Here is a 24,179-nt window from a genome sequence, read left to right as displayed (position 1 = left end):
CGCCCGGCAGACGTCAGGCCAGGGAGTCGACCCAGGCCCGGTGCAGCGCCGCGTACGCCCCGTCGGCCCTGCCGATGAGATCGGCCGGGGCGCCGTCCTCGATGATGCGGCCGTGCTCGAGCACCAGCACCCGATCGGCGATCTGCACCGTGGAGAGCCGGTGCGCGATCACCAGCGCGGTGCGGTCGGCCAACACGGTTTCCAACGCGCGCTGCACCATTCGTTCGCTCGGGATGTCCAGGGAGGACGTCGCCTCGTCGAGGATCAGCACCGCCGGATCGGCCAGGAACGCCCGCGCGAACGCCACCAGCTGGCGCTGCCCCGCCGAGAGCCGGCCACCGCGTTTGGCGACATCGGTGTCATACCCGTCGGGCAATGCCGCGATGAAGCGGTCGGCACCGACCGCCGCGGCTGCCTCCCGCACCTGGGCGTCGGTGGCCTCGGGCCGTCCGAACCGGATGTTGTCGGCGACCGTCCCCGAGAACATGAAGTTCTCCTGGGTCACCATCACGACGTGGCGGCGCAGCTCGGACTGCGCGAGCTCGCGCAGGTCGACACTGTCCAGCGTCACCGATCCGGCCGTGGGGTCATAGAACCGGGCGATCAGCTTGGCAATCGTGGTCTTGCCCGCGCCGGTGGTGCCCACCAACGCCACGGTCTGACCGGCCGGCACCGTGAGCTCGAGCCCCGGCAACACCGGGCGGCCCGGCGTGTACTCGAACCGCACATCGTGAAACGCGATGTCGCCCTTGGGCTCGGGTAGTGCGACCGGAACCTCGGGGTCCGCGATGGCGGGCCGCTGTGCCAGCACCCCGGCCAGCTTCTCCAGAGCCGAGGATGCCGACTGGAAGGTGTTGAAGAACTGCGAGATCTCCTGCATCGGCTCGAAGAACATCCGCAGGTAGAGCAGGAACGCGGCCAGCGTGCCGATGGTCATCTCACCCTGCAGCACGCGGTAACCGCCGTACAGCAGCACCACGCCGGTGGTGAGGTTGCCGACCAGTTTGACCCCGGGCATGAAGACGGCCAGCAGTTTGAAGGTCTTCTCGTTGATCGCCCGGTACTCGTCGGCGACGTCGTCGAAGATCTCCTGGTTGCGTGGCTCGCGCCGGTAGGCCTGCACGGCCTTGATACCGGTCATGGTCTCGACGAACTGCACGATCACCAGGGCCGCGCTTTCGCGCACCAGCCGGTAGGTCTTGCCCGACTCGTTGCGGAACCACCACACCAGGCCGACCAGGATCGGGAATGCCGCCAGGCACATCAGGCCCAGCCGCCAGTCGAGCGCCACCAGCAGGATGGCCGTACCGAACAGCGTCAGCACCGCGGTGATCAGGCTGTCGAAGCCGGTCTCCAGCATGTCCTGGATGGCCTCGACGTCGTTGGTGGAGCGGCTGACCACCCGGCCCGAGGTGTAGCGGTCGTGGAAGGCCACGTCCAGCCGGCCGAAATGCCGAAACACCCTGCGGCGCAACTCCAACAGGACCCGCTGACCGACCCGGCCGGACCGGCGCAGGAAGAACATCCGGCTGACGGCCTGGACGATCACCACCACGCACAGCGTTCCGACGATCAGCATCAGCTCACGGGCCGGGCCGCCGTCGAGGATCGGCGGGATGCCGTGGTCGATGCCGCGCTGCACCAGGATCGGCACCGACAGCCGCGCAACGTTCTCCACGATGACCACCAGCGCCAGCGCGAAGACCGTCCACCGGTAGGGGTGCAGCAGCGACATGAGCAGTGCCCGGGCCTCACGGCGCCGCGGCACGCTTTCGTCGATCGGGAGGGCCGACGTGCCGGCCCCGGTGTCGTCGCCGTTGTCTTCCTCGTCGGTGACGCGTCCGCGCCACTCGGTAGTCGTCATCGGCGCTGCACCTCCGCATCCAGACGCGGGAGCCCGCCCACCTCGTCGATGGCCGAGCGTTCAGCGTGCCCACGTTGCAGGCGGCCCAACTCCTCCTCGTCCTCCCACTCACAAGTGCGCTCGCAGGCGTCGTCGAGTTCGTCGTCGGCGGCGAGCAGGTAGCGGTACTGCGGTACCTGCGCCAGTAATTGGGCATGCGTCCCGATGTGGGTGATGGTGCCGTCCTGCAACAGCGCGACCTTGTCGGCCAGCAGTACGGTCGACGCACGGTGCGCGACGATGATGCCCGTCACGCCGCGCAGGACCCGCCCCAGGGCTTCGGTCACCTTGGCCTCGGTGTGCACGTCCAGGGCCGAGAGCGTGTCGTCCAGCACCAGAATCTTGGGCGCCGCCAGGATCGCGCGGGCCAGCGAAAGACGTTGACGCTGACCACCGGACAGGCTCATGCCCTGCTCCCCGATCCGGGTGTCCAGGCCGAACGGCAGGTCGTAGACGAACTGCGCGGCCGCGATCTCGATGGCCTGGGCCAGCTGCTCGTCCGTCGCGTCAGCCCGGCCCAGCCTGAGGTTCTCGGCCACCGACATCGAGAACAGCGTCGGATCCTCGAATGCGGTGGCCACCGCCTGGCGCAGGACCGGCAGGCTCAGCTCTCGAATATCGCGGCCGTCGATCAGGATCGCGCCCTCCGTGACGTCGTACAACCGCGAGAACAGCGCGGCCAGAACGGATTTGCCCGATCCGGTCGCGCCGACCAACGCCACCGTCTCGCCGGGCTCCACGAGGAGGTCGATGTGACGCAGGGCCCAGTCCCCGGAACCGGCGTCGGGGAACTTGAACCCCACATCCCGTAGTTCCAGCCTGCCGCCGCGCGGCGGCTGCGACACCGGGCCGTCGACGATTTCGCTCGGGGCATCGAAGATCTCGGCGATGCGGTTGGCCGCGGTGAACGACTCCTGCGTCATCGACAACAGGAAACCCAACGAGGCGATGGGCCACACCAGCGACAGCATCATCGTGATGAACGCGACCAAGGTGCCCATCGTGACGTAGCCGTGCCCCGCCGCGTACGCGCCGAAGCCCAGCACCACGATCAGCGTGAGGTTGGGGATGACCTCCAGCAGGGTCCAGAACTTCGCCGACACGGTGACCCTGGCGAACTGGGTGTCGTAGAGCTGCGTGGCCTGCTCATCGAACCGGTCGAAAACGTAGTCCTCCCGGCCGAATGCCTTGACCACCCGCAACCCGAGCGCAGCCTCCTCGACATGAGTTGCGACGTGACCGGTCTGATCCTGCGCCAGGCGCGACAACCGGGTGTACTCCCGCTCGAAATGCAGCACCGTCAGCGTGATCGGCACGATAGACACCAGCACCACCACACCCAGCGGCCAGTACATGGCCAGCAGGATCGACGTCACCACGACGATCTGCAGAGCGTTGAGGATCAGGAACACCAGACCGAAGGACAGGAACCGGCGGATCGTGGACAGATCGTTCATCACCCGCGACAGCAGCTGCCCGGACTGCCAGCGGCTGTGGAAGCTCATCGGCAGGATCTGCAGCCGCGCATAGAGATCCTTGCGGATGTCGGCCTCGACGCCCATGGTGGCGCGAGCCACCATCCAGCGCCGGATGAACCAGAGCACCGCCTCGGAGATACCGACCGCCACCGCGGCCGAACCCAGGACCCACAGCCCGTGCGGATCCTGGTGGCGCACCGGACCGTCGATCACAGCCTTGGTCATCAGCGGGATCGCCACGGTCGCGGCCAAGCTGACCACCGCCACCACGACCATCACGATCCACCGGGTGCGGTACGGCAACAGGTATGGCAGCAGCCGCCGCAGATCTGAACTGGTCCGGATCCGCTTCGGTGACGGGGCGATCGCGGGTTGGCTCACTGGATCAATCTTCCCATCAGGGGCAAACGATTAACCTCACGCCGCGGAGACCTCCTCGGAGAACTGGGTGTCGTACAGCTCGGCGTACCGGCCACCGCGGGCGAGCAGCTCACGATGAGTACCGCGCTCGACGATGCGCCCGTCCTCGACGACCAGGATGAGGTCGGCGGCACGGACCGTGGACAACCGGTGGGCGATGACCAGCGACGTGCGCCCACCCAGCGCCTCGGCGAGGGCCTGCTGCACGGCGGCCTCCGAGGCCGAGTCCAGCGACGCCGTCGCCTCATCGAGCACCACCACCCGGGATCGTCCCAACAGCAGGCGCGCGATGGTCAACCGCTGCCGCTGCCCTCCGGACAGACGGTATCCGCGCTCACCGACAACCGTGTCCAAGCCGTCGGGCATCGCGGCGACCACGTCATCGAGCCGAGCCCGGCGCAGCGCCTCCCAGAGTTGGTGTTCTTCCGCATCGGGTGCGGCCAGCAGCAAGTTCGCGCGGATCGACTCGTGGAACAGATGCCCGTCCTGGGTCACCATGCCCACGGTGTCCTTGAGCGACGCGAACGTCACGTCCCGCACGTCGGCCCCGTTGAGCCTGACGGCACCGGAGTCGACGTCGTAGAGCCGGGCCAGCAGCGACGCGACGGTCGACTTACCCGCTCCCGACGATCCGACCAGCGCCACCATCTGGCCCGGCCGGGCCGTGAACGAAAGGCCGTGCAGCACCTCGTCACCGCCGCGGTCGTCCAGCGTCGCCACTTCCTCCAACGAGGCCAGCGACACCTTGTCCGCCGAGGGATAGGAGAAGCGGACATTGTCGAATTCGATCTCAACGGGCCCGGCCGGCACTCCAATGGCGTCGGGTTCCTCGGCGATCAGCGGCACCAGGTCGAGCACCTCGAAGACCCGCTCGAACGACACCAGCGCACTCGCGATCTCGACCCGCGCGTTGGCCAGTGCGGTCAGCGGCGCGTACAGCCGGGTCAGCAGCAGCGCCAACGACACCACCGCGCCCGCCTGCAGCTGCCCGCCGATCGCCAGCACCCCGCCGAGCCCGTAGACCAACGCCAGCGCGAGCGCCGACATCAGCGTCAGCGAGTTCATGAACGTCGCCTGCAGCATGGCCGTGCGCACCCCGATGTCACGCACCCGGTCAGCCCGCACCGCGAATTCGCCGGACTCCCGTTCCGGGCTGCCGAACAACTTGACCAGGGTGGCACCGGGGGCCGAGAACCTTTCGGTCATCTGCGTGTTCATCGTGGCGTTGTGGGTGGCCGCCTCGCGCGACAGCCCGGCCATCCGGGCGCCGATACGCCGGGCCGGCAACACGAACAACGGCAGCAGCGCCAGCGACAGCAGCGTGATCTGCCACGAGATGCTGAGCATCACGACCAGCGTCAGCGTCAGGGTGACCACGTTGGCGACGATGCCCGAGAGCGTGTCGGAGAACGCGCGCTGCGCCCCGATCACATCGTTGCCCAGGCGGCTGACCAATGCGCCGGTCCGGGTGCGCGTGAAGAACGCCACCGGCATGCGTTGCACGTGGTCGAACACCGCGGTGCGCAGATCCAGGATCAGGCCTTCACCGATGTTCGACGACAACCACCTGGTCAGCAGCGCCACCGCGGCCTCGGCGAGGGCCACCGCGGCGATCACGGTGGCCAGCAGCACCACCGTCGACGCCGGGCCGCCCCGCGTGATCGCGTCGACCACGCGGCCGGCCAGCACCGGCGTCGTCACCGTCAGCAACGCACTGACCACGCTGATCGCCACGAAACCACCGAGGGCGCGGTGGTGGCGCGCGGAGAACCGCCAGATCCTCGACAACAGCCGCCGGTCGGCCAGTGCGCGCAAATCACCGTCGCGCGCGTGCGCCTGCCGATACAGCGACTGCCTGGCCACCGTTTCCATACTCATGAGCATCACCGTAAAACCTGAACAATTATTGAGGTCAAAGACTTCCCGGGGACTTCCCTGGGTGCCTACGCGATACACCGCCCGCCATCGGGCAAGATGGCGGTTATGGATAGCGCAACCGGTGGCATGGCCTCGCCCCGGGTCCTCGTCGTGGACGACGACCCTGACGTGCTCGCCTCGCTGGAACGCGGGCTGCGGCTGTCCGGGTTCACCGTCTCGACAGCTGTGGACGGGGCCGAAGCGCTGCGCAGCGCCACCGAGACCCGCCCGGACGCGATCGTGCTCGATATCAACATGCCCGTCCTCGACGGCGTGAGTGTGGTGACGGCGCTGCGCGCGATGGACAACGACGTACCGGTCTGTGTGCTCTCGGCCCGCAGCAGCGTCGACGACCGCGTCGCCGGCCTGGAAGCCGGCGCCGACGACTACCTGGTCAAACCGTTCGTGCTGCAGGAGCTGGTGGCCCGGGTCAAAGCCCTGCTGCGCCGCCGCGGCGCGTCGGCCACCTTCTCGTCGGAGACCATCCAGGTCGGCCCGCTCGAAGTCGACATCCCGGGCCGCCGTGCCCGGGTCAACGGTGTGGACGTGGACCTGACCAAGCGCGAGTTCGACCTGCTGGCCGTGCTGGCCGAGCACAAGACCGCCGTGCTGTCCCGCGCGCAGTTGCTGGAACTGGTCTGGGGCTACGACTTCGCCGCCGACACCAACGTGGTGGACGTGTTCATCGGGTACCTGCGCCGCAAACTCGAAGCCGGCGGCGCGCCGCGGCTGCTGCACACCGTCCGCGGGGTCGGATTCGTCCTCAGGACGCAATAGCGAAATGAGACCGCTGACCCGGATCTTCCGCCGCACACCGTCGCTGCGGACCCGGGTCGCGTTCGCCACCGCCATCGGCGCGGCAATCGTCGTCGTCATCGTCGGCACCATCGTCTGGGTCGGCATCACCAACGACCGCAAGGAACGGCTGGACCGCCGCCTCGACGAGGCCGCAGGCTTCGCCATCCCGTTCCTGCCGCGCGGCCTCGGCGAGATCCCCCGCTCCCCCAGCGATCAGGATGCCGTGATCACGGTGCGCCAGGCCGGGAACGTCTCGTCGAACTCGACCATCGTGCTGCCGGAGCTTCCCGACGGCTACGCCGACACCTACATCGACGGGGTCCGCTGGCGGGTGCGCACCGTTCAGATCCCCGCCCCCGGCCCCATGTGGGTGGCAGTCGGCGCGACGTACGACGCCACCATCGCCGACACCAACAACCTGCACCGCAGGGTGCTCATCATCTGCGTGTTCGCCGTCGGCGCGGCCACCGTACTGGGTTGGGTACTGGCCGCATTCGCGGTCCGCCCGCTCAAACGGCTCGCCGAGCAGACCCGCGAGATCGAGGCCGGCGACGAGGCCCCCGATGTCGAAGTACGCGGGGCCAGCGAGGCCGTCGAGATCGCCGACGCCGTCAACGGCATGCTGCAACGCATCTGGAAGGAACAGGACCGCACCAAGGCGGCGCTCACCTCGGCCCGCGACTTCGCCTCGGTGTCGGCCCACGAGCTGCGCACCCCGCTCACCGCGATGCGCACCAACCTCGAGGTCCTGTCCACCCTCGACATGCCCGACGACCAACGCAAGGAGGTGGTCAGCGATGTCATCCGCACCCAGTCGCGCATCGAGGCCACCCTCGGCGCCCTGGAGCGCCTCGCCCAGGGCGAACTGACCACCACCGACGACCACGTCACCGTCGACATCACCGAACTGCTCGACCGCGCTGCCCACGACGCGATGCGCGTCTACCCCGATCTCGAGGTCTCGCTGGCACCCTCACCGACGGTGATCATCATCGGGCTGCCGACCGGCCTGCGACTCGCGGTGGACAACGCCATCGCCAACGCCGTGAAGCACGGCGGTGCCACCCGGGTGCAGTTGTCGGCCGTGAGCTCACGCGAAGGCGTGGAGATCGCCATCGACGACGACGGGGTGGGCGTACCGGAGGAAGAACGCGAAATGGTGTTCGACCGCTTCTCCCGGGGGTCGACGGCATCGCGGTCGGGCTCCGGGCTGGGCCTGGCGCTCGTGGCCCAGCAGGCCGAATTGCACGGCGGCACGGCCACTCTGGAGTCCAGCCCGCTCGGTGGGGCGCGCCTGTTGCTACGCCTTCCCGGCCCGCACTGAGCACAGATACAAAACGCCCGCCTCCGATTGCCGGAGGCGGGCGATCTGCGTTGCTGTTACTTCTTCTCGCGCTGGGATTTACCGCTGTCCCACCGGTTGAACCCGGCCTTCTCGGCGGTTTCGACGTCGGCGAACCAGATCTCGGCGATGGTCACCGAGTAGGACGGGCTCTCCGGCGAGTGATAGAGCATCGAATCCTCGTTGCCCTTGATCAGATAACCCGTCGGGGTACCCGCACCCGACACCCGGATCGAACCGGCGCCGTACGGCGTCTCCTCGACGACCTTGACGTCGTCGCCGGCTCCCGCGGCGGCATCGTCATCGGCAGCTTCATGGGCACCTCCGCCGGAGGCGAACTTGGCCGCCCCCGCCGCACCGGCGGCAGCGGCACCCGCCGCCGCCGCGCCTGCGCTGGTGACCTTCGGCAGCTGCGTGGTGGGCTCGTCGCCCGAGCTCACCTTCGGCAGCTTGGTCGTGGCGTCATCCGCGACAGCCGTTGCGCCACCGGCAGTTCCACCGCCGGTCGCCTTGGCGGCAGCACCGCCGGCCGCGGCCGCCGCATCGGGACGACGGCCCAGGGCGCCGTACACCGGCACCTCCCGCTTGACCCTGCGCAGGGTCAACGCCAGCGTCAACACCAGCCCGAGCACGAAGGCCAGGGCCATCAACCACCAGTTCACATCGTTCATCGCCGTGCTCCGATCTCACGCGAGCCGGGCAGTTCGGCGAATGCCTCTTCCTCGCTCGTGGGCTTGACGGTCACCACTGAAATCAGCCAGGCCACCAGGGACCCCACCACGAACGCGAGCAGATACCACAACCATTGGATTACGAAGTCCATGTCGAATCTCCCTAATTGACCGTGATCTCGACGCGGCGGTTCTGCGCCTTGCCTTCGGGGGTGTCATTGCTGGCGATCGGATTCGCCGAACCCGCACCGGACGACCTCACGTGGTCGGCGGCCAGCCCCTGCGAAACCAGATAATCGGCAACGGCTTTGGCGCGGTTGCCGCTCAGCGGCACGTTGATCGCATCATTGCCCGAGCTGTCGGTGTAACCGGTGACGGCCACCTGTGCGCCTGCGCAGGTCTTGAGCTTGTCGGCCACCTGCGACAGCAGCTGCTGCGATGCCGGAGCCAGGACGAACCCGTCGGTACTGAAGTTGATCGGGGTACGCAGCAGTGCGCTCACGTCACCTTGCAGCGCGGCGCAGGGCCCTGGCGTGCCACCCGGCGCACCAGGAGCACCAGGAGCCCCCGGCGCCGGAGGCGCGGGCGCAGCCGGAGCGGCTGCAATCTGAATGTTGTTGACCAGCTTGATGTTCGGCCATGCGGCCTTGGCAGCCGCCTCGACCGCATCGCGAACCTCCGCCGACGGGGCGGTACCGGTGAGCGTCACGGTGTCACCGTCGACGCTGAAATTGAAATCCGGAATGCCCTCGGCCGCGGCGTCGAACACCTTGCCCAGTGCCGACACGTCGGGGGTGCTCACACCCGGACGCAGATTGAGGTTGTCGACCAGATTGACGTCAGCACCGAACTTTCCGCGCAGCCAGTCCAGCAGCGAGGCTTTGGCGGCCGCGTCCGGCAGATCACCGGTGAGCGTGAAGTCATTACCGTTACGGGCAATCGACAATGGCGCGAACGAAAGGTTCGGCAAATTGACGTTGGGCGCGTTGACGTCCGGGGCATTCACGTCCGGTGCGGTCAACGTCGCCGTCGGATTCACATCCGGAAGCGTCACATCACCGTTCTTTTGCGAGCGGTCGAGACCGCCCCATCCGATCAGCCCCAGCAACAACGGAACTGCCGCCAGCGCCAACAACCAACCCAAGCCGGGTGGTCGTCGATATAACTTGGAGGCTGTTTGCCAGCCTGTGATTGTCCGAGATTCGTCCGAACCCGACATTTTTGGGCACTCCCTGAAGTCGACGAACAGTTATCTACAGCAGCGAAACAGGTTGACGGTAGCAGCAAATGGAAATTGACGGTTAGGTTCAGCGAATACTTTCCGAACCTATGGAACGTCAGCGAGTGGCGAGCAGATCGATCACGAAGATCAGCGTCTTGCCCGAAAGTCGGTGCCCCGAACCGGCCGGACCGTAGGCCTGTGCCGGCGGAATGACCAGTTGGCGGCGGCCACCGACCCGCATCCCGGGAATTCCGTCCTGCCAGCCCTGAATTAGGCCACGCAACGGAAATTCAATGGACTCGCCGCGATTCCATGAACTGTCGAACTCCTCACCGGTGTCGTATTCGACGCCCACGTAATGCACCTCGACGGTGCCGCCGGGCACCGCCTCGGGGCCGTCGCCGACCACCAGGTCGGTGATGACCAATTCAGCAGGGGCAGGTCCATCGGGAAACTCGATGTCAGGTTTTGTACTCACCTGATCAACGGTAGTCCGGCAGACTGGTTGTGTGGCCAAAGATCAAGACATCCTCGCCGAAGTTCACCGGCTCGTTGCCGAAGAGCAGGAGCTCCGGACCAAACTGCAACGCCGGGAGATCGACGAAACCGAAGAGCAGCAACGGCTGAGATCGCTGGAAGTCGCCCTCGACCAGTGCTGGGACCTGTTGCGGCAGCGCCGTGCGCTGCGTGACACGGGACAGGACCCCGGGCTGGCCCAGAAGCGCCCCGGCGACGAGGTCGAAGGTTATCGGGGCTGACCGGAGCGCGACGTGACGGATAAGGCGTTGGACGTCGTCATCATCGGCGGCGGGCACAACGGCTTGGTGGCCGCTGCCTATCTGGCCCGGGCGGGACGCCGGGTGCAGGTGCTCGAACGCCTCGACCACGTAGGTGGCGCAGCGGTTTCGGCTCATGCCTTCGACGGTGTCGATGCCCGGCTGTCGCGGTACTCGTACCTGGTCAGCCTGTTACCCCAACGCATCGTCACCGATCTGGGCGCCCGGATCCGGTTGTCGCGGCGCCGAATCTCGTCCTACACGCCGGATCCGGCCACCGGCGGCTCCGCCGGGCTGCTGATCGGCCCGCGGCCCACGTTCGATGCGATCGGTGCCGGTGCCGATGCGGCCGGCTTCAGCGATTTCTACCGACGGTGCGGGCTGGTCACCTCCCGAATCTGGCCCACCCTGTTGCAGCCGCTGTGCACCCGGTCGGAGATGCGCCGGAACGTGCTCAGCGGACAGGACGCCGAAACCGCAGCGGCCTGGGAGGCGCTGATCGACCGGCCCATCGGTGAGGCCATCTCCGCCGCGGTGTCGAACGATCTGGTCCGCGGGGTGATGGCGACCGACGCCCTGATCGGCACATTCGCCGGCATCGACGACCCGTCGCTGATCCAGAACGTGTGCTTTCTCTACCATCTGATCGGCGGCGGCACCGGCGACTGGGACGTGCCGGTCGGCGGGATGGGCGCGGTGAGCGGGGCCCTGGCGGCGGCGGCGACCGGCTTCGGCGCCGAAATCATCACCGGTGCAGATGTTTACGCGGTCGATCCGGATGGCGAGGTGCGCTATCGGCAGGCCGGGTCGGCCCGGTGCGTGGCCGCCGACCGGATCCTGGCCAACGTCACCCCCGCCGTGCTCGCCGATCTGCTCGGTGAACCGGCTCCCGCTACTGCCCCGGGCGCGCAGGTGAAGGTCAACCTGATGCTGCGCCGGCTCCCCCGGCTCCGGGACGAATCTGTCACGCCCGAACAGGCATTCGGCGGGACGTTCCACATCAACGAAACCTTCAGCCAGTTGGGCGCGGCCTACGACGAGGCGGCCGCCGGACGCGTCCCCGATCCGCTTCCCTGCGAAATCTATTGCCACTCACTGACCGATCCCAGCATCCTGTCCGACGACCTGCGCGCCTCCGGCGCGCAGACGCTGACCGTCTTCGGCCTGCACACCCCCCACTCATTGGCCGTTGGCGATCCCGACCGGATGCGTGACCGATTGACCTCGGCGGTGCTGAACTCGCTCAATTCTGTTCTGGCCGAACCTATCCAGGATGTTCTCCTGGAGGACGGCGCGGGCCGCCTGTGCATCGAGGCCAAGACCACTGCCGATCTGGAGCAGTCTCTGGGCATGACCGCGGGCAACATCTTCCACGGCGCCCTGCGGTGGCCGTTCGCCGAGGACGACGCTGCGCTGGAGACACCCGCACAGCGCTGGGGCGTGGCCACCGCCCACGACCGCATCCTGCTGTGTGGCTCCGGGTCGGTGCGCGGCGGCGCAGTCTCCGGCATCGGCGGGCACAACGCCGCGATGGCGGTGCTCGAAGGCTGAGCGACGACTCAGTCTCCATCGATGAGCTCGGCCAGCCCGTCCAGCACCCGCGCCAAGCCGAACTCGTATGCGTGCGTGGCACTGTAGGCCGCGTCGAAGGTCTGACCGGCCACCGTGCCGACGCGCGAGGCCAACGGGAACCTGTCCTCGTCGAGGACCCGCTCCAGCAGTGGCCCGACGCGTTCCCACCACTGCCCGTCACTCTGTCCGCTGTCAGCCGCCGCCCGGCGCGAATCGATCGCGATCCGGGCGACAGAGTTCACGAAACCCAGCACATACGTCAGCGCGGAATCCATGTCGAGGTCGGTAAGCCCGAGGGAATCGAACGCGCTCAGTTCATGCTCGTACTTGGCCATCATTCCCGGGCCGAGCGGCGGGCGGGTCGTGGGCAGGTAGGTGATCCAGGGGTGCCTCTCGAACATCGCGAGGTTCTCCTCGGCGATGACGGAAACCCGCTCCCGCCACGGCTTTCCGGTGAAGTCACGACGAGGCATCTGCCGGTACACGGCATCGACCATCAGGTCCAGCAGTTCCGCCTTGCCCGGCACATAGGTGTAGGTGGCCATCGTCGTCACGCCCAGTTGCTCGGCGACCGCCCGCATGGTGAGCGCATCCAGCCCGTCCGCGTCGGCGATCCGAATGGCGGCAGCGATCACCGCATCGACGGTCGTGCGCTGTTTCGGGCCGCGGGTGCGAGCACCCTGACCCGGCTCACGCCAGAGCAGCTCGAGCGTGCGAACCGGGTCGCCGCCGCTGCTGCGGTCTCCACCTGCGCGTTCCTTCACCATCAATTCTTCTCCGTACTATGTACAGTGTATTACGTACAGAATAAACCGATGCCGAGGAGAACCATGGTCACCATGCCGCAGGCCTGCGAATTCACCCCCACCACCGCCGATGTCGACTCGGTGCTGGCCTGGTTCGCGCACTACGACACACTGGCGGTCAACAAGGACGTCGAAGGCATGGCCGATCAGGCGATGTTTCCGCTCAACGAGGTCACCGACGGCAGCGCCGCGACGGTCGACCGCGCCGGGTTCATCGCCCAGATGACCGAACAGTTGGGCCAGAGCACCGATTTCGCGATGGAGTCCACGCGGACGCCGCATTTCATCAACGAGAACCTGGTGTTCGTCATCACCGACGCGACGTTCACCGCCGACGGGTTCAGCCAGCGGGTGCGCTACGGCGATCTGCTGGTCAAGTGCGACGGTGCGTGGAAGTTCCAGACGATGGTGCAGGGCGGGTGGGGCGAGAACTGATCGCCCCACCCGGCTACGGCGCGGTGATCTTGCGCAGGATCACCCGCAAGGCTTCGAGGTCCCCGGCGTCGAGCGCTGCGAGCGCGGGCGGCGCCGGGTCCTCGACCTGGTCGATACGCGCCAGCAGCGCGCGACCGTCGTCGGTGAGCGAGACCAGCTTGCTGCGCCGGTTGGCGGGGTCGACCTCACGCACCACCAGCCCACGCTCCTCGAGGTCGTTCACCGCGACCGTGGCCGCCGGGGCATCGACCGTCGCCGCGTAGGCCAACTGCTTAACGGTCAGCGGTTCGCGCGCAAGCCGTTTCAAGATGCGGATGCGGCTGAACGGAAGCCCGGTCCGCTCGATCACGGCCCGCCGCCAGCGGTCGCGGTGGTCGAACACCAACGCGGTCAGGCCGTGCCACACCTCATCGGCCAACTCAGGCTGCCGGTCACCGGACATGGGCCACCTCCGCGACATGGTGCTGACCGATCAGGGGCGCCAGCTTCTGCGCGGAGCGCAACGCCCACGGCGTGGTGGAGATGACGCCCAGCGCGAAGATCACCAAACCCAGTGCGGCACAGACGAACCACAGCGGGCGGGCGGCCGCGGCGAAATCCACCCCGGTCCCGGCCAGCGCCGCGCCGGCCACCGAACCGCACAGGGCCACACCGACACTCACCCCGACCTGGCGACTGGTGGAGGCCACCGCCGACGCCGCGCCCGCGCGGTCCAGCGGCATCCCGCTGACCGCCGTGGTGGTGATCGGGGCGTTGACCATCGAGAAGCCGATGCCGAACACCGCGAACATCACCAGCAGCTGCCACACCGGAGTGTCCCCGGTCAACCGGGTCAGCAGAATCGTCGCCACGGTGATCGTCGCTCCCGCGACCAGCAGCGAGGGCCTGCTGCCGTAGCGCCCCACCAGGCGGCCCGACAGCGGCGAGAAGATCAGCGCACCCACCGCGACCGGCAGGTAGATCAAGCCGGTGTGCATCGCCGAGTAGCCCCGTTCGGTCTGCAGGTACAGCGACATCATGAACAGGAACGCCCCGTACGCGGCGAACGCACAGACCGCGATCAATGTGGCCGAGGCGAACGGCACGCTGCGGAAGAACCGCAGATCGATAAATGGGTCCTTCCGCCGCGATTCGTAGCGCAGGAACGCCACCAGGGCGGTCAACGCGACCACTGCGACGCCCAGGGTGCGCGGGTCCGTCCAGCCGAATCCGGGGCCCTCGATGAGCACGAAGACCACTCCGAACAGGAAGGCCACACCCAGCGCCTGGCCGACCGGGTCCAGATCGCGCATCGTCGCCGACTTGGATTCGGGCACGAAGATCGCGGTGAGCACGACGGCCAAAGCGCAGATCGGCAGGTTGATCCAGAACACCGCACGCCAGTCCACGTATTGGATCAGCGCCCCGCCCACGATCGGGCCGAGGGCCATCGAGATGCCGACCACCCCGCCCCAGACACCGATGGCCCTGGCGCGTTCCACCCGGTCGGTGAACACCTGGGTGATGATCGACATCGCCACCGGGTTGAGCATCGAACCGCCGATGGCCTGCAGAAATCGGGCCGCGATGAGTGTCTCGATGTTGGGCGCCAGGCTGCACAGCAGCGAGGCCACCGCGAAGATCGTCAGGCCCAGCTGGAACGTCCGCCTGCGGCCGAACCGGTCGCCGGTGGCGCCGGCCAGCAACAGCAGCGAGGCCAGCACCAGCGTGTAGACATCGACGATCCACTGCAATTGCGACGGTGAGGCGTCCAGGTCGTCACGGATGCTCGGGATGGCGACGTTGACGATGGTGGCGTCCATCGACACGATCAGCAGGCTCAGACAGCACGAGACGAGGATGATCGCCTTGCGCCGTGCGCTGAGCGAGCTGACAGTTGCATTCACACAACTATTGTGAAACTACAACTATCTTTCGGGCAAGTCGAAATCCGCCGTCGCGGACGCGCACCCCGCTACAGTGATCGCCACCAGCAAACGCGGACCCACCCATCCGGACGACGACCGGAACGGAAGACCATGCGTGAACCGAGTGATCACCTGATGTCCCGCCGCCAAGCCTTGACCATGCTCGGCCTGCTGGGCGCGGCGCCGGTCGTGCTGGCCGGGTGCAACACCAGACCGAGTCGGCCATCCGCCGAGAGCGCCGAAGTCATCTTCCGCAACGGCACCGTCTACACCGTCGACCCGGCCAAGCCGAGGGCCGAAGCCGTCGCCACCCGGGGCAAACAGATCGTGCAGGTCGGAACGACCGATGAGGTCATGGCCCTGGCCGGACCGTCGACCAGGGTGGTCGACCTCGACGGCGGCATGCTGCTGCCGGGGTTTGCCGAAGGACACATCCACCCCATCGCCGGCAGTGCCATCACGCGTGGCGTCGACCTCCAGTTCGACACCCGCGATGCCATCCTCGACGCACTGCGCAACTACGCGCCCACGGTCGCCGGAGGCGGCCCGGTGCGCGGTTTCGGCTGGCGCTACGACGCGTTCCCCGCCACCGGACCCAGGCGCGAAGACCTCGACGCGATCTGGCCGGACCGCCCGGTGCTGCTGATCGCGATCGATGCCCACTCGGCGTGGGTGAACACCAAGACCCTCGAGCTCGCCGGGATCACCAAGGACTCCGCCGATCCGGTTCCGGGCTTCAGCGTGTTCCAGCGCGATCCGGACGGCACCCCGACCGGGTATCTCGTCGAGGTACCCGCGTACATGCAGGTACTGAATTCGGTGGTGCCGATGGACGAGGCGTTCGTCGCCGAATCGCTGACCCAGTGGGCGCCGAGGGCCTCGGAGGCCGGCATCACCTCGATGTTCGACGCCGGCGTCGAGATCATGCCGGAGGACAAGGCTTTCGGGCATTACCGCAACCTGGAGTCGGCAGGGAAACTGCCGTTCCGGGTGACCGGCAGCTACTACTACAACGACCCGAAGATCGACCCGCTGCCCAAGATCATCGCGCTGCGCGACGGCCCCCAGTCCGAACTCGTGCACGTCAACGTGCTGAAGATCGTGATGGACGGCGTGGACGCCGGACGCACCGCGGCGATGCTCGCACCGTACGCCGATCAGCCCGACACCAGCGGCCAATCGCTGTTCACCGCCGAGCAGGTCAACGACGTCGTCAAACGCGCCGACGCACAGGGTATCGACGTTCACGTGCACTGCATCGGCGATCGCTCGACCCGCATGACGCTCGACGCGATCGACGCCGCCATCGAGACCAACCCTCCACGCGACCGGCGAAACGCCATCGCACATCTGCAATGTGTTGACCCGCAGGATATTCCACGATTGGGCGCGCTCGGCGTCATCGCTCAGATCTCCGCCCAGTGGGCCACACCGGATCCGTACTGGCGCAACGTGACAACGGTCCGGCTCGGGCCGGAGCGGGCCAACCGCATGTACGCGTTCAAGTCGCTGGCCGACGGCGGCGCCCGCTTGTCGTTCGGCTGCGACTGGCCCGCCGCGAGCTACTACAGCACCTTCCGCCCACTCGAGGCGATCGAGATCGCGGTCACCAGACAGGAATTGGGCAAGCCCGACCAGGCGCCGCTGCCTCGTCCCGAGGAACGACTCAGTCTGGACCAGGCGATCGCCGCCCAGACCATGGGCCCGGCCTATCAACTGCGCCGCGAGGACGACCTCGGCTCCATCACAGTCGGCAAGCTGGCCGATCTGGTCGTGCTCGACAAAGACCTGACCGCGATTCCGCCGCACGAGATCCACCAGGCCGCGGTCAAGCTCACGATGATGAACGGTGTTGTCCGGCACGAGAAATAGCGCTGGACAACCAGGAGACAATCGTCACTGTGAACGAACGGAACTCACTCGTCGCCGCTGCTGTGGCCGCCGCGGGCATCGAACCGGCCATCAAGATCCTCGACGCCGACGCCAAGACGGCCGCCGCGGCCGCCCAGCAACTGGGCTGCGAGGTCGGGGCCATCGCCAACAGCCTGGTGTTCGAATGCGACGGCGAACCACTGCTGGTCATGGCCAGCGGCGCCGCCCGGGTGGACACCGGCGTCGTCGCCGATCATCTGGGGGCCACCGCCATCCGCAAGGCCGACCCCAAGCTCGTCCGGAACGCGACCGGACAGGTCATCGGTGGCGTGGCGCCGACGGGCCATCCGGCACCGCTGCGCACCGTCGTCGACCAGACGCTGGCGTCCTACCCGGTGATCTGGACCGCGGCAGGCACCGCCGATTCGGTCATGCCCCTGACCTACGCACAACTACTGGCCCTCACCGGCGGCGTCCCGCTCGCGGTGCGCTGATCCGGCATGGCAAAAGCCCGGGAGCGCAGTGCCCCCGGGCTTTCGTCAGATGATCTCAGCGCTTGTTGATGTCGACGTAGCCGCGCTCGGTGTAGCCGGTGTAGATCTGGCGCGGGCGGCCGATCTTGTTGGGCTCCGAGTGCATCTCCCGCCAGTGCGCGATCCAGCCCGGCAACCGGCCCAGCGCGAACAGCACGGTGAACATGCGCGTCGGGAAGCCCATCGCCCGGTAGATCACGCCGGTGTAGTAATCGACGTTCGGGTACAGCTTGCGCTCGATGAAGAAGTCATCGGTCAACGCGATCTCTTCGAGCTGCTTGGCGATGTCGAGCAGCTCATCGTCGCCGCCCAGCTTGCCCAGGATCTTGTCGGCCTGCTCCTTGACGATCCGCGCCCGCGGGTCGTAGTTCTTGTACACCCGGTGACCGAAGCCCATCAGCTTCACACCGTCTTCACGGTTCTTGACCTTCTTGACGAAGGTCTGCACGTCGTCGTCGCCGGTGCGGATCTTCTCCAGCATCTCCAGCACCGCCTGGTTGGCACCACCGTGCAGCGGGCCCCACAACGCGTTGATCCCGCCGGAGATCGAGGTGAACAGGTTGGCCTGCGACGAGCCGACCAGACGCACCGTCGAGGTCGAACAGTTCTGCTCGTGATCGGCGTGCAGGATCAACAGCATGTCCAGCGCCCGGACGATCTCGGGATCGACCTCATAGGGCTCGGCCGGGAAGCCGAACGTCATCCGCAGGAAGTTCTCGACCAACGTCAGCGAGTTGTCCGGGTACAGGAACGGCTGCCCCTCGGACTTCTTGTAGGCGTACGCCGCGATCGTCGGCAGCTTGGCCAGCAACCGGATCGTCGACAGCTCGACCTGCTTCTTGTCCAGCGGATCCAGCGAATCCTGGTAGTAGGCGCTCAACGCGTTGACCGCACTCGACAGCACCGGCATCGGATGCGCGTTGCGCGGGAACCCGTCGAAGAACCGCTTCAGATCCTCGTGCAGCAACGTGTGCCGCTGGATCTGGGTGGTGAACGCCTCCAACTGCTCGGCCGTCGGCAACTCACCATAGATCAGCAGGTAGCTGACCTCGATGAACGTGGAATTCTCGGCCAGCTGCTCGATCGGGATACCCCGATACCGCAGGATGCCGGCGTCGCCGTCGATGTACGTGATCGCCGACTTGGTGGACGCGGTGTTGACGAAGCCACCATCAAACGTGGTGTAGCCGGTCTTGGCCAGCAACGGACCAAGCGCGATGCCGTCGCTGCCCTCGGTGGCATGGACGATATCGAGATCAATCTCGCCACCGGGGTACTTGAGAGTGGCAAGCTCCTGCCCACTCGACGGGTTTTCGGCCACGGGAATCCCTTCATCGTCCTGGAACCGACAACTGCTCTACAAAAGGTAGTCGCAATCGATCGGCGCTGCCCGCGGGGGGTTACCAATGGGTTAGGAAAGGTGGCTGAGCGCGGGTTCGGGCACCTGCTGAACACCGGCCGCGACCGCCCGGAAATCGGCGTATGTCGCCTCGATCAGACCGACGATGTCATCCACCGTCACCGAACCCCAATTTGCCTGAGATCCCAGGTCAGCGATGGCGGTCATCAGGATCGACCCCCAGACCACGGCGGTCAGCTTGAGGCGGCGGTCGTCGCCGGGCACTCCCATCCGCTCGGCCAGCGCCTCGTTGACCGCGTCCACCCGGAACTCCGAAGCGGACTGCATCAGCGCCGGAGAAGAGGTGACGATGCGCGCCGAGGCCAACAGCCGATCCGACGTGAGCTGAGTGGGCGGCGCGGTCTTGGTCTTCAGGAACGCCTCCACGTGGGCCCGGTACAGCGCCTCGATATGCGGGATCCCGGGCGGCTGGGCGGCGAGCGCGACCGCGACGATCTCGATCACCTCGTCGACGAATGCCAGGACGACGGCATCCTTTGTGGCGAAGTAGCGGCTGAATGTGCGCGGCGACACATCCGCTACCGCGGCGATCTGTTCGACGGTGGTGTGCTCGAACCCCTGGCGGTCGCACAGATCGATGGCAGCCTCGATCAGCATCGCGCGGGTACGTTGTTTTTTGCGTTCACGCAAACCCGTCTCAGCCTGCCGCACAACGTCAACCACGAGATCGGATGCTAGCGCCCAAAGGACTGCTCTTCGGTCCTTTTCGGCAACTAAGTGGCGTTCAGTGCCATTCGCCGATGGTCATACTTTGTCCGGCTCGGACTGTTCTTGCGGCACACCCGCGCTCGTGCTCACCCGGTAGCGCACGAATGCCGGCACCGCCAGGGCCGCGATCACCACGCCGACGACCACGAGGGCACCGCCACCGGCTGCGGCGACCGTCGTGCCCACCGCCGCGGCCGCCGCCCCGTGCAGCGTGTCGGCCAACCGCGGGCCGCCCGCGACCACGACGGTGAACACGCCCTGCAGGCGGCCACGCAGCTCATCGGAGGCCGCCTGCTGCAGGATCGTCGACCGGAACGCGGCCGACACCATGTCGGCCGCACCGCCGATCGCCAAGAACGCCAACGCAATCCACAGCACCAAACCGGCGGAACCGCCCGCCGCCCCACCTGCGATACCGAAGCCGACCATCGCCACACCCCACACCAGGATCGCGACCACCACGGCCAGGCCCTGCCTGCGGATCCGCGGCAGCCAGCCCGAGAAGACGCCGCCTGCCACCGCTCCGACCGACATCGCCGCGGCCAGCAACGCCATGGCGGTGCCGCCCTCGACGGGCCCGCCGAAGCTCTCGTGCGCCATCTGGGGGAACAACGCGCGCGGCATGCCGAAGATCATCGCCACCAGATCCACGACGAACGACATCAACACCACCCGGTTGCCTGCCAGATAGCGGAAGCCGTCCAGCACCGCCGTCAGTCCCCAGCGAGAGGCGCCCTCCTCGGTGCTCACCGGCGGCATCGGCGCCAGCCGGAAGGTCGCCCAGATCGGTGCCAGACAGGTCACTGCATCAATCAGATACAGCGTCGACAGGTCCACCCAGTTCAGCAGGAACCCGGCCATCAGCGGCCCGACGATCGCGCCGAACTGCATGACCGTCATGTTCAGCGAGTTCGCCGCGGGAAGCTGCTCCCCCGGCAGCATGCGCGGGATGGCCGCCGAGCGCGTCGGGCTGTTGATGGCATAGAACGCCTGCTGCACACCCAGCAGACACAGCACCACCCAGACGTTGTTCAGCTCCAGCGCCGCCTGCAGCCACAACAGCACCGAGGCCCCGGCCAAACCGATCGAGGCGATGATCAGCAGCAGCCTGCGGTCCATCGCGTCGGCCCAGGCCCCGCCCCACAGCCCGAAGACCACCAGCGGCACCAGCGCGAACAGGCCGGACAACCCCACGTACGCCGAGTTCTCGGTGAGCACATACAGCTGCACCGGCACCGCGAAGATGGTCAGGTTGGCGCCGATGACGGTCGGGATTCCGGCCAGCCACAGCCGCCGGAAATCCGGTGTGCGCAGCGGCGTGGTGTCGGCGAAGAACCTACGCACTAGGGCTGTAGGCGCTCGGCTTGATTGCCGATCACGCGAATTCGGTTGTGCACCCGGTTCTCCCGGCCCTGCCAGAACTCGACGCTCTCCGGGGCGATCAGGTATCCGCCCCAGTTCGGCGGCACCGGGACCACATCGAAGGCGGCGAACCGCTCGGTCACCTCGGCGAACTGGGCCAGCAGTGCCTCCCGCGACGCGATCGGACCCGACTGCTGCGACGCCCAGGCGCCGAGCTGTGAACCTCGGGGGCGCTTGGACCAGTACGCCTCGGTGTCCTCACGGCTCACCTTGGTCACCGGCCCCCGCACGTGGACCTGACGCCCCAGGCCGTACCAGGGGAAGGTCGCCGAGGCGTAGGGGTTCGCGGCCAGCTGGGTCCCCTTGGCGGAGTCATAGTTGGTGTAGAACGTGATGCCGGTCTCGTCCATGCTCTTGCACAACACCGTTCGGGTGACCGGTCTTCCCTCGTCGTCCGTCGTCGCCACCACCATGGCGTTGGGCTCGGGCGCCCCGGCCCGGTACGCGTCGGCCAACCACGTACGCAGCAGGGTCAGCCAGCCGGTTTCCGGGTCCTCTCCGAGCCAGTCGACGTCCAGGTCGCCGCAGCCGTCCTTCTCGACGTAGTCCACGCGCATGGCAGCCAGGTCATGCTCGTGGTGATCGGGGGTGTGTCCAGAGGGTCTTGCCACCGCGGTAACGCTACGCCTGGAGTTGGTGCAAGAATCTGGCCATGCCAGCTGTACCGGAAGACTTCGTTGCCGGCCTCGAAGGCGTCGTCGCCTTCACCACCGAGATCGCTGAACCGGACAAGGACGGTGGTGCGCTGCGCTACCGGGGCGTGAACATCGAGGACCTGGTCGGCCACCGGGTCACCTTCGGAGACGTCTGGGGACTGCTGGTCGACGGCAGCTTCGGTACGGGTCTGCCTCCGGCCGAGCCGTTCCCGCTGCCGATTCACAGTGGCGACGTGCGGGTCGACGTCCAGGCCGGGCTGGCCATGCTGGCCCCAATCTGGGGCTACGCACCGCTGTTGGACATCGACGACGACACCGCGCGGGACCAGCTGGCCCGCGCATCGGTGATGGCACTGTCCTACGTCGCCCAGTCCGCCCGTGGCATCTACCAGCCCGCGGTGCCCCAGCGCACGATCGACGAATGCGACACGGTCACAGCACGTTTCATGACGCGCTGGCAGGGCGACCCCGATCCGAAGCATGTCGAGGCGATCGACGCCTACTGGGTCACCGCCGCCGAGCACGGGATGAACGCGTCGACGTTCACCGCCCGGGTGATCGCCTCGACGGGCGCCGATGTCGCGGCTTCCCTGTCGGGTGCGGTGGGCGCGATGAGCGGGCCGCTGCACGGCGGCGCCCCGGCCCGGGTGCTGCCGATGATCGAAGAGGTCGAGAAGACCGGTGACGCCCGCGCGGTGGTCAAGGGCATCCTGGATCGCGGCGACAAGCTGATGGGCTTCGGGCACCGCGTCTACCGCGCCGAGGACCCGCGGGCGCGGGTGCTGCGGGCCACGGCCCAACGTCTCGCGGCGCCCCGCTACGAGGTGGCCGCAGCGCTGGAGCAGGCCGCCCTGGCCGAGCTGCGCGAGCGCCGCCCGGACCGGGCCATCGAGACCAACGTCGAGTTCTGGGCCGCGGTGATCCTGGACTTCGCCCAGGTGCCCGCCTCGATGATGCCCGCGATGTTCACCTGCGGGCGGACCGCCGGGTGGTGCGCCCACATCCTGGAGCAGAAGCGGCTGGGCAAACTGGTCCGCCCGGCCGCCATCTACGTCGGCCCGGAACCACGCAGCGTGGAGTCGGTGGCCGGATGGGACAAGATCGCCACGTCATGATCGCCGGTCGCGACGTGTTCGCCTCTGCAGCACATGCTTTCGCCAGATTGGTGCAAGTGCTGCCGGCGGATTCGTTCGCTCGCCCCGGTTTGGGCGAGTGGGATCTGCGGGCCCTGGTGGGCCACACCTCGCGCTCGCTGATCACGGTCAGCACGTATCTGCAGTCCCCGGCGTCGACGGCCGATCTGGCCGGCCCGGTCGAGTACTACGCGGCCATGCGCGGGGTCATGTCCGACGCCGGCGCCGAGGCCATCATCGAGCGCGGCAGGCAGGCCGGGCGTGACCTGGGCTCCGATCCGGCCGCCGCGGTGGACGCGCTGGCGAGCCGGGCCCTGGACGACATCGACGACGCCGGAGACCCGTTGATCACCGTCATCGGTGGCTTCGGCATCCGGTTGAGCGGATACCTGCCGACCCGCATCTTCGAACTCGCCGTGCACAGCCTCGACATCGCCCGGGCCACAGGTCTTTCCGCCGACCTGCCGAAAGAGGTGCTGGAAGCGGCGGGCGTGCTGGCCACCCAGATCGCGGTGGAGCTGGGCGAGGGTGAGACCGTGCTGATGGCGCTGACCGGCCGCACCGAGCTGCCGCGGACCTTCTCCGTCACCTGATCTCTCTGAGCCGTTCGTGCGGATGTCAGACCCCGGTGGTTGCATGGGGCTTGTCCGGCGATGAGATCCGCCCGCCGCGCGGGTCTGCATTGAGTCCGCTCACCAATATCAGGAGAAAACAATGGCGATCGAAGTAACACCCGCAGTCACTCCGCACCTCGTTGTCGACGACGCCGCAGCGGCAATCGATTTCTACGTCAAAGCGTTCGGCGCCACCGAGTTGGGCCGGGTACCCGGGCCTGACGGCAAGCTCGTGCACGCCGCCCTGACCATCAACGGGTCGACGGTGATGCTCAACGACGACTTTCCCGAGTACAACGACGGCAAGCCGTCGACGCCCAAGGCCCTGGGCGGCACCCCGGTGACCATCCACCTGACCGTCACCGATGTCGAGGATAAGTTCGCCCGCGCCGTCGAGGCCGGTGCCGAGGTGGTCGCTGAGCTGGAAGATCAGTTCTGGGGCGACCGGTACGGCGTGGTGCGCGACCCCTTCGGGCACCAGTGGTCACTCGGGCAACCCGTCCGCGAGGTAAGCATCGACGAGATCGAACAGGCGATGAAGTCCGGGCAGTAGCCTCAGCCGCTCGGCTCTGCC

Annotated in this window: 24 protein-coding genes; 10 read left to right on the top strand and 14 right to left on the bottom strand. The window is 67.4% G+C overall.

Going from position 1 to position 24,179, the window contains the following annotated elements:
- Positions 1-13: 13 nt before the first annotated feature.
- From G6N57_RS11350 to G6N57_RS11340, 3 genes are read right to left on the bottom strand one after another with little or no spacing between them, the layout of a single operon-like run.
- On the bottom strand, positions 14-1,864 hold the full coding sequence (locus tag G6N57_RS11350; RefSeq protein ID WP_077740496.1) for an ABC transporter ATP-binding protein: 1,851 nt from the start codon (positions 1,862-1,864) through the stop codon (positions 14-16).
- Positions 1,861-3,762, bottom strand: coding sequence for an ABC transporter ATP-binding protein (locus G6N57_RS11345; RefSeq protein ID WP_174814476.1), 1,902 nt, complete (start codon positions 3,760-3,762; stop codon positions 1,861-1,863). The genes G6N57_RS11350 and G6N57_RS11345 overlap by 4 nt, the downstream gene beginning before the upstream one ends.
- Positions 3,763-3,798: 36 nt before the next feature.
- The gene (locus G6N57_RS11340) at positions 3,799-5,679 is read right to left on the bottom strand and encodes an ABC transporter ATP-binding protein (protein WP_077741897.1); all 1,881 of its coding nucleotides are present in this window, start codon (positions 5,677-5,679) and stop codon (positions 3,799-3,801) included.
- Between the two features lie 105 nt (positions 5,680-5,784).
- Here G6N57_RS11340 and prrA point away from each other — a divergent pair, with 105 nt between their 5' ends.
- Both prrA and G6N57_RS11330 read left to right on the top strand, forming a co-directional pair.
- A complete protein-coding gene (gene prrA / locus G6N57_RS11335) occupies positions 5,785-6,495 on the top strand; it encodes a two-component system response regulator PrrA (RefSeq protein WP_003884623.1) in 711 nt (236 codons plus the stop codon).
- A 4-nt stretch (positions 6,496-6,499) separates the two neighbouring features.
- The gene (locus G6N57_RS11330; protein WP_077740494.1) at positions 6,500-7,840 is read left to right on the top strand and encodes a sensor histidine kinase; all 1,341 of its coding nucleotides are present in this window, start codon (positions 6,500-6,502) and stop codon (positions 7,838-7,840) included.
- Positions 7,841-7,896: 56 nt separating this feature from the next.
- On the opposite strand, the gene arfC is transcribed toward G6N57_RS11330, so the two are convergent.
- The 4 genes from arfC to G6N57_RS11315 form a co-directional block, all read right to left on the bottom strand.
- Positions 7,897-8,529: a channel accessory protein ArfC, sunset domain variant gene (gene arfC, locus G6N57_RS11325; RefSeq protein ID WP_097926212.1), complete on the bottom strand. Its 633-nt coding sequence runs from the start codon at positions 8,527-8,529 to the stop codon at positions 7,897-7,899.
- Positions 8,526-8,681, bottom strand: coding sequence for a channel accessory protein ArfB (gene arfB / locus G6N57_RS31655; RefSeq protein ID WP_029110268.1), 156 nt, complete (start codon positions 8,679-8,681; stop codon positions 8,526-8,528). The genes arfC and arfB overlap by 4 nt, the downstream gene beginning before the upstream one ends.
- 11 nt (positions 8,682-8,692) lie before the next feature.
- Positions 8,693-9,748, bottom strand: coding sequence for a channel-forming protein ArfA/OmpATb (arfA, locus tag G6N57_RS11320; protein WP_077740492.1), 1,056 nt, complete (start codon positions 9,746-9,748; stop codon positions 8,693-8,695).
- Positions 9,749-9,866: 118 nt separating this feature from the next.
- Complete coding sequence (locus G6N57_RS11315; protein WP_075919266.1) at positions 9,867-10,229, bottom strand: FKBP-type peptidyl-prolyl cis-trans isomerase; 363 nt, start codon at positions 10,227-10,229, stop codon at positions 9,867-9,869.
- 31 nt (positions 10,230-10,260) lie between these two features.
- Here G6N57_RS11315 and G6N57_RS11310 point away from each other — a divergent pair, with 31 nt between their 5' ends.
- Positions 10,261-10,509 carry a DUF2630 family protein gene (locus tag G6N57_RS11310; protein WP_077740491.1) on the top strand — a complete coding sequence of 83 codons (249 nt, stop codon included), beginning with the start codon at positions 10,261-10,263 and terminating at the stop codon, positions 10,507-10,509.
- Between the two features lie 12 nt (positions 10,510-10,521).
- Complete coding sequence (locus tag G6N57_RS11305; protein ID WP_077740490.1) at positions 10,522-12,078, top strand: phytoene desaturase family protein; 1,557 nt, start codon at positions 10,522-10,524, stop codon at positions 12,076-12,078.
- Positions 12,079-12,086: 8 nt separating this feature from the next.
- Here the strand turns inward: G6N57_RS11305 and G6N57_RS11300 are convergent, their stop codons facing one another.
- A complete protein-coding gene (locus tag G6N57_RS11300) occupies positions 12,087-12,866 on the bottom strand; it encodes a TetR/AcrR family transcriptional regulator C-terminal domain-containing protein (protein WP_077740489.1) in 780 nt (259 codons plus the stop codon).
- Positions 12,867-12,914: 48 nt separating this feature from the next.
- On the opposite strand from G6N57_RS11300, the gene G6N57_RS11295 reads away from it, so the two are divergent.
- On the top strand, positions 12,915-13,340 hold the full coding sequence (locus G6N57_RS11295) for a nuclear transport factor 2 family protein (protein ID WP_234815759.1): 426 nt from the start codon (positions 12,915-12,917) through the stop codon (positions 13,338-13,340).
- 13 nt (positions 13,341-13,353) lie between these two features.
- Here G6N57_RS11295 and G6N57_RS11290 read toward each other — a convergent pair whose 3' ends face one another.
- Positions 13,354-13,782, bottom strand: coding sequence for a MarR family winged helix-turn-helix transcriptional regulator (locus G6N57_RS11290; RefSeq protein WP_077740487.1), 429 nt, complete (start codon positions 13,780-13,782; stop codon positions 13,354-13,356).
- Positions 13,772-15,226, bottom strand: coding sequence for an MFS transporter (locus G6N57_RS11285; protein WP_077740486.1), 1,455 nt, complete (start codon positions 15,224-15,226; stop codon positions 13,772-13,774). The genes G6N57_RS11290 and G6N57_RS11285 overlap by 11 nt, the downstream gene beginning before the upstream one ends.
- 132 nt (positions 15,227-15,358) lie before the next feature.
- Here G6N57_RS11285 and G6N57_RS11280 point away from each other — a divergent pair, with 132 nt between their 5' ends.
- Together G6N57_RS11280 and G6N57_RS11275 are read left to right on the top strand one after the other, a co-directional pair.
- The gene (locus tag G6N57_RS11280; RefSeq protein WP_234815758.1) at positions 15,359-17,119 is read left to right on the top strand and encodes an amidohydrolase; all 1,761 of its coding nucleotides are present in this window, start codon (positions 15,359-15,361) and stop codon (positions 17,117-17,119) included.
- Between the two features lie 29 nt (positions 17,120-17,148).
- Positions 17,149-17,613 carry a YbaK/EbsC family protein gene (locus tag G6N57_RS11275; protein WP_174814475.1) on the top strand — a complete coding sequence of 155 codons (465 nt, stop codon included), beginning with the start codon at positions 17,149-17,151 and terminating at the stop codon, positions 17,611-17,613.
- Between the two features lie 55 nt (positions 17,614-17,668).
- On the opposite strand, the gene G6N57_RS11270 is transcribed toward G6N57_RS11275, so the two are convergent.
- The 4 genes from G6N57_RS11270 to pdxH form a co-directional block, all read right to left on the bottom strand.
- Positions 17,669-18,973, bottom strand: a complete 1,305-nt coding sequence (locus G6N57_RS11270) for a citrate synthase (RefSeq protein ID WP_036447678.1) — start codon at positions 18,971-18,973, stop codon at positions 17,669-17,671.
- A 90-nt stretch (positions 18,974-19,063) separates the two neighbouring features.
- Positions 19,064-19,735, bottom strand: a complete 672-nt coding sequence (locus G6N57_RS11265) for a TetR family transcriptional regulator (protein WP_077740485.1) — start codon at positions 19,733-19,735, stop codon at positions 19,064-19,066.
- Positions 19,736-19,816: 81 nt separating this feature from the next.
- Positions 19,817-21,124, bottom strand: a complete 1,308-nt coding sequence (locus tag G6N57_RS11260) for an MFS transporter (protein ID WP_097926211.1) — start codon at positions 21,122-21,124, stop codon at positions 19,817-19,819.
- Positions 21,124-21,759: a pyridoxamine 5'-phosphate oxidase gene (gene pdxH, locus G6N57_RS11255; protein WP_077740483.1), complete on the bottom strand. Its 636-nt coding sequence runs from the start codon at positions 21,757-21,759 to the stop codon at positions 21,124-21,126. Before pdxH ends, G6N57_RS11260 begins: the two co-directional genes overlap by 1 nt.
- Positions 21,760-21,854: 95 nt before the next feature.
- Between pdxH and G6N57_RS11250 the strand changes: the two genes are divergently transcribed.
- The 3 genes from G6N57_RS11250 (at position 21,855) to G6N57_RS11240 (ending at position 24,158) form a co-directional block, all read left to right on the top strand.
- Positions 21,855-22,973 (top strand): citrate synthase 2, encoded by a 1,119-nt coding sequence (locus tag G6N57_RS11250; protein ID WP_077740482.1) that lies wholly within the window; start codon positions 21,855-21,857, stop codon positions 22,971-22,973.
- The gene (locus G6N57_RS11245) at positions 22,949-23,584 is read left to right on the top strand and encodes a maleylpyruvate isomerase family mycothiol-dependent enzyme (protein ID WP_234815757.1); all 636 of its coding nucleotides are present in this window, start codon (positions 22,949-22,951) and stop codon (positions 23,582-23,584) included. The genes G6N57_RS11250 and G6N57_RS11245 overlap by 25 nt, the downstream gene beginning before the upstream one ends.
- Before the next feature lie 121 nt (positions 23,585-23,705).
- On the top strand, positions 23,706-24,158 hold the full coding sequence (locus tag G6N57_RS11240) for a VOC family protein (RefSeq protein ID WP_077740480.1): 453 nt from the start codon (positions 23,706-23,708) through the stop codon (positions 24,156-24,158).
- The last annotated feature ends 21 nt before the right edge of the window (positions 24,159-24,179 follow it).

It is taken from the genome of Mycolicibacterium boenickei (genome assembly GCF_010731295.1).
Taxonomy (GTDB): Bacteria; Actinomycetota; Actinomycetes; order Mycobacteriales; family Mycobacteriaceae; genus Mycobacterium; species Mycobacterium boenickei.
This window is presented reverse-complemented; position numbering and strand designations above follow the sequence as displayed.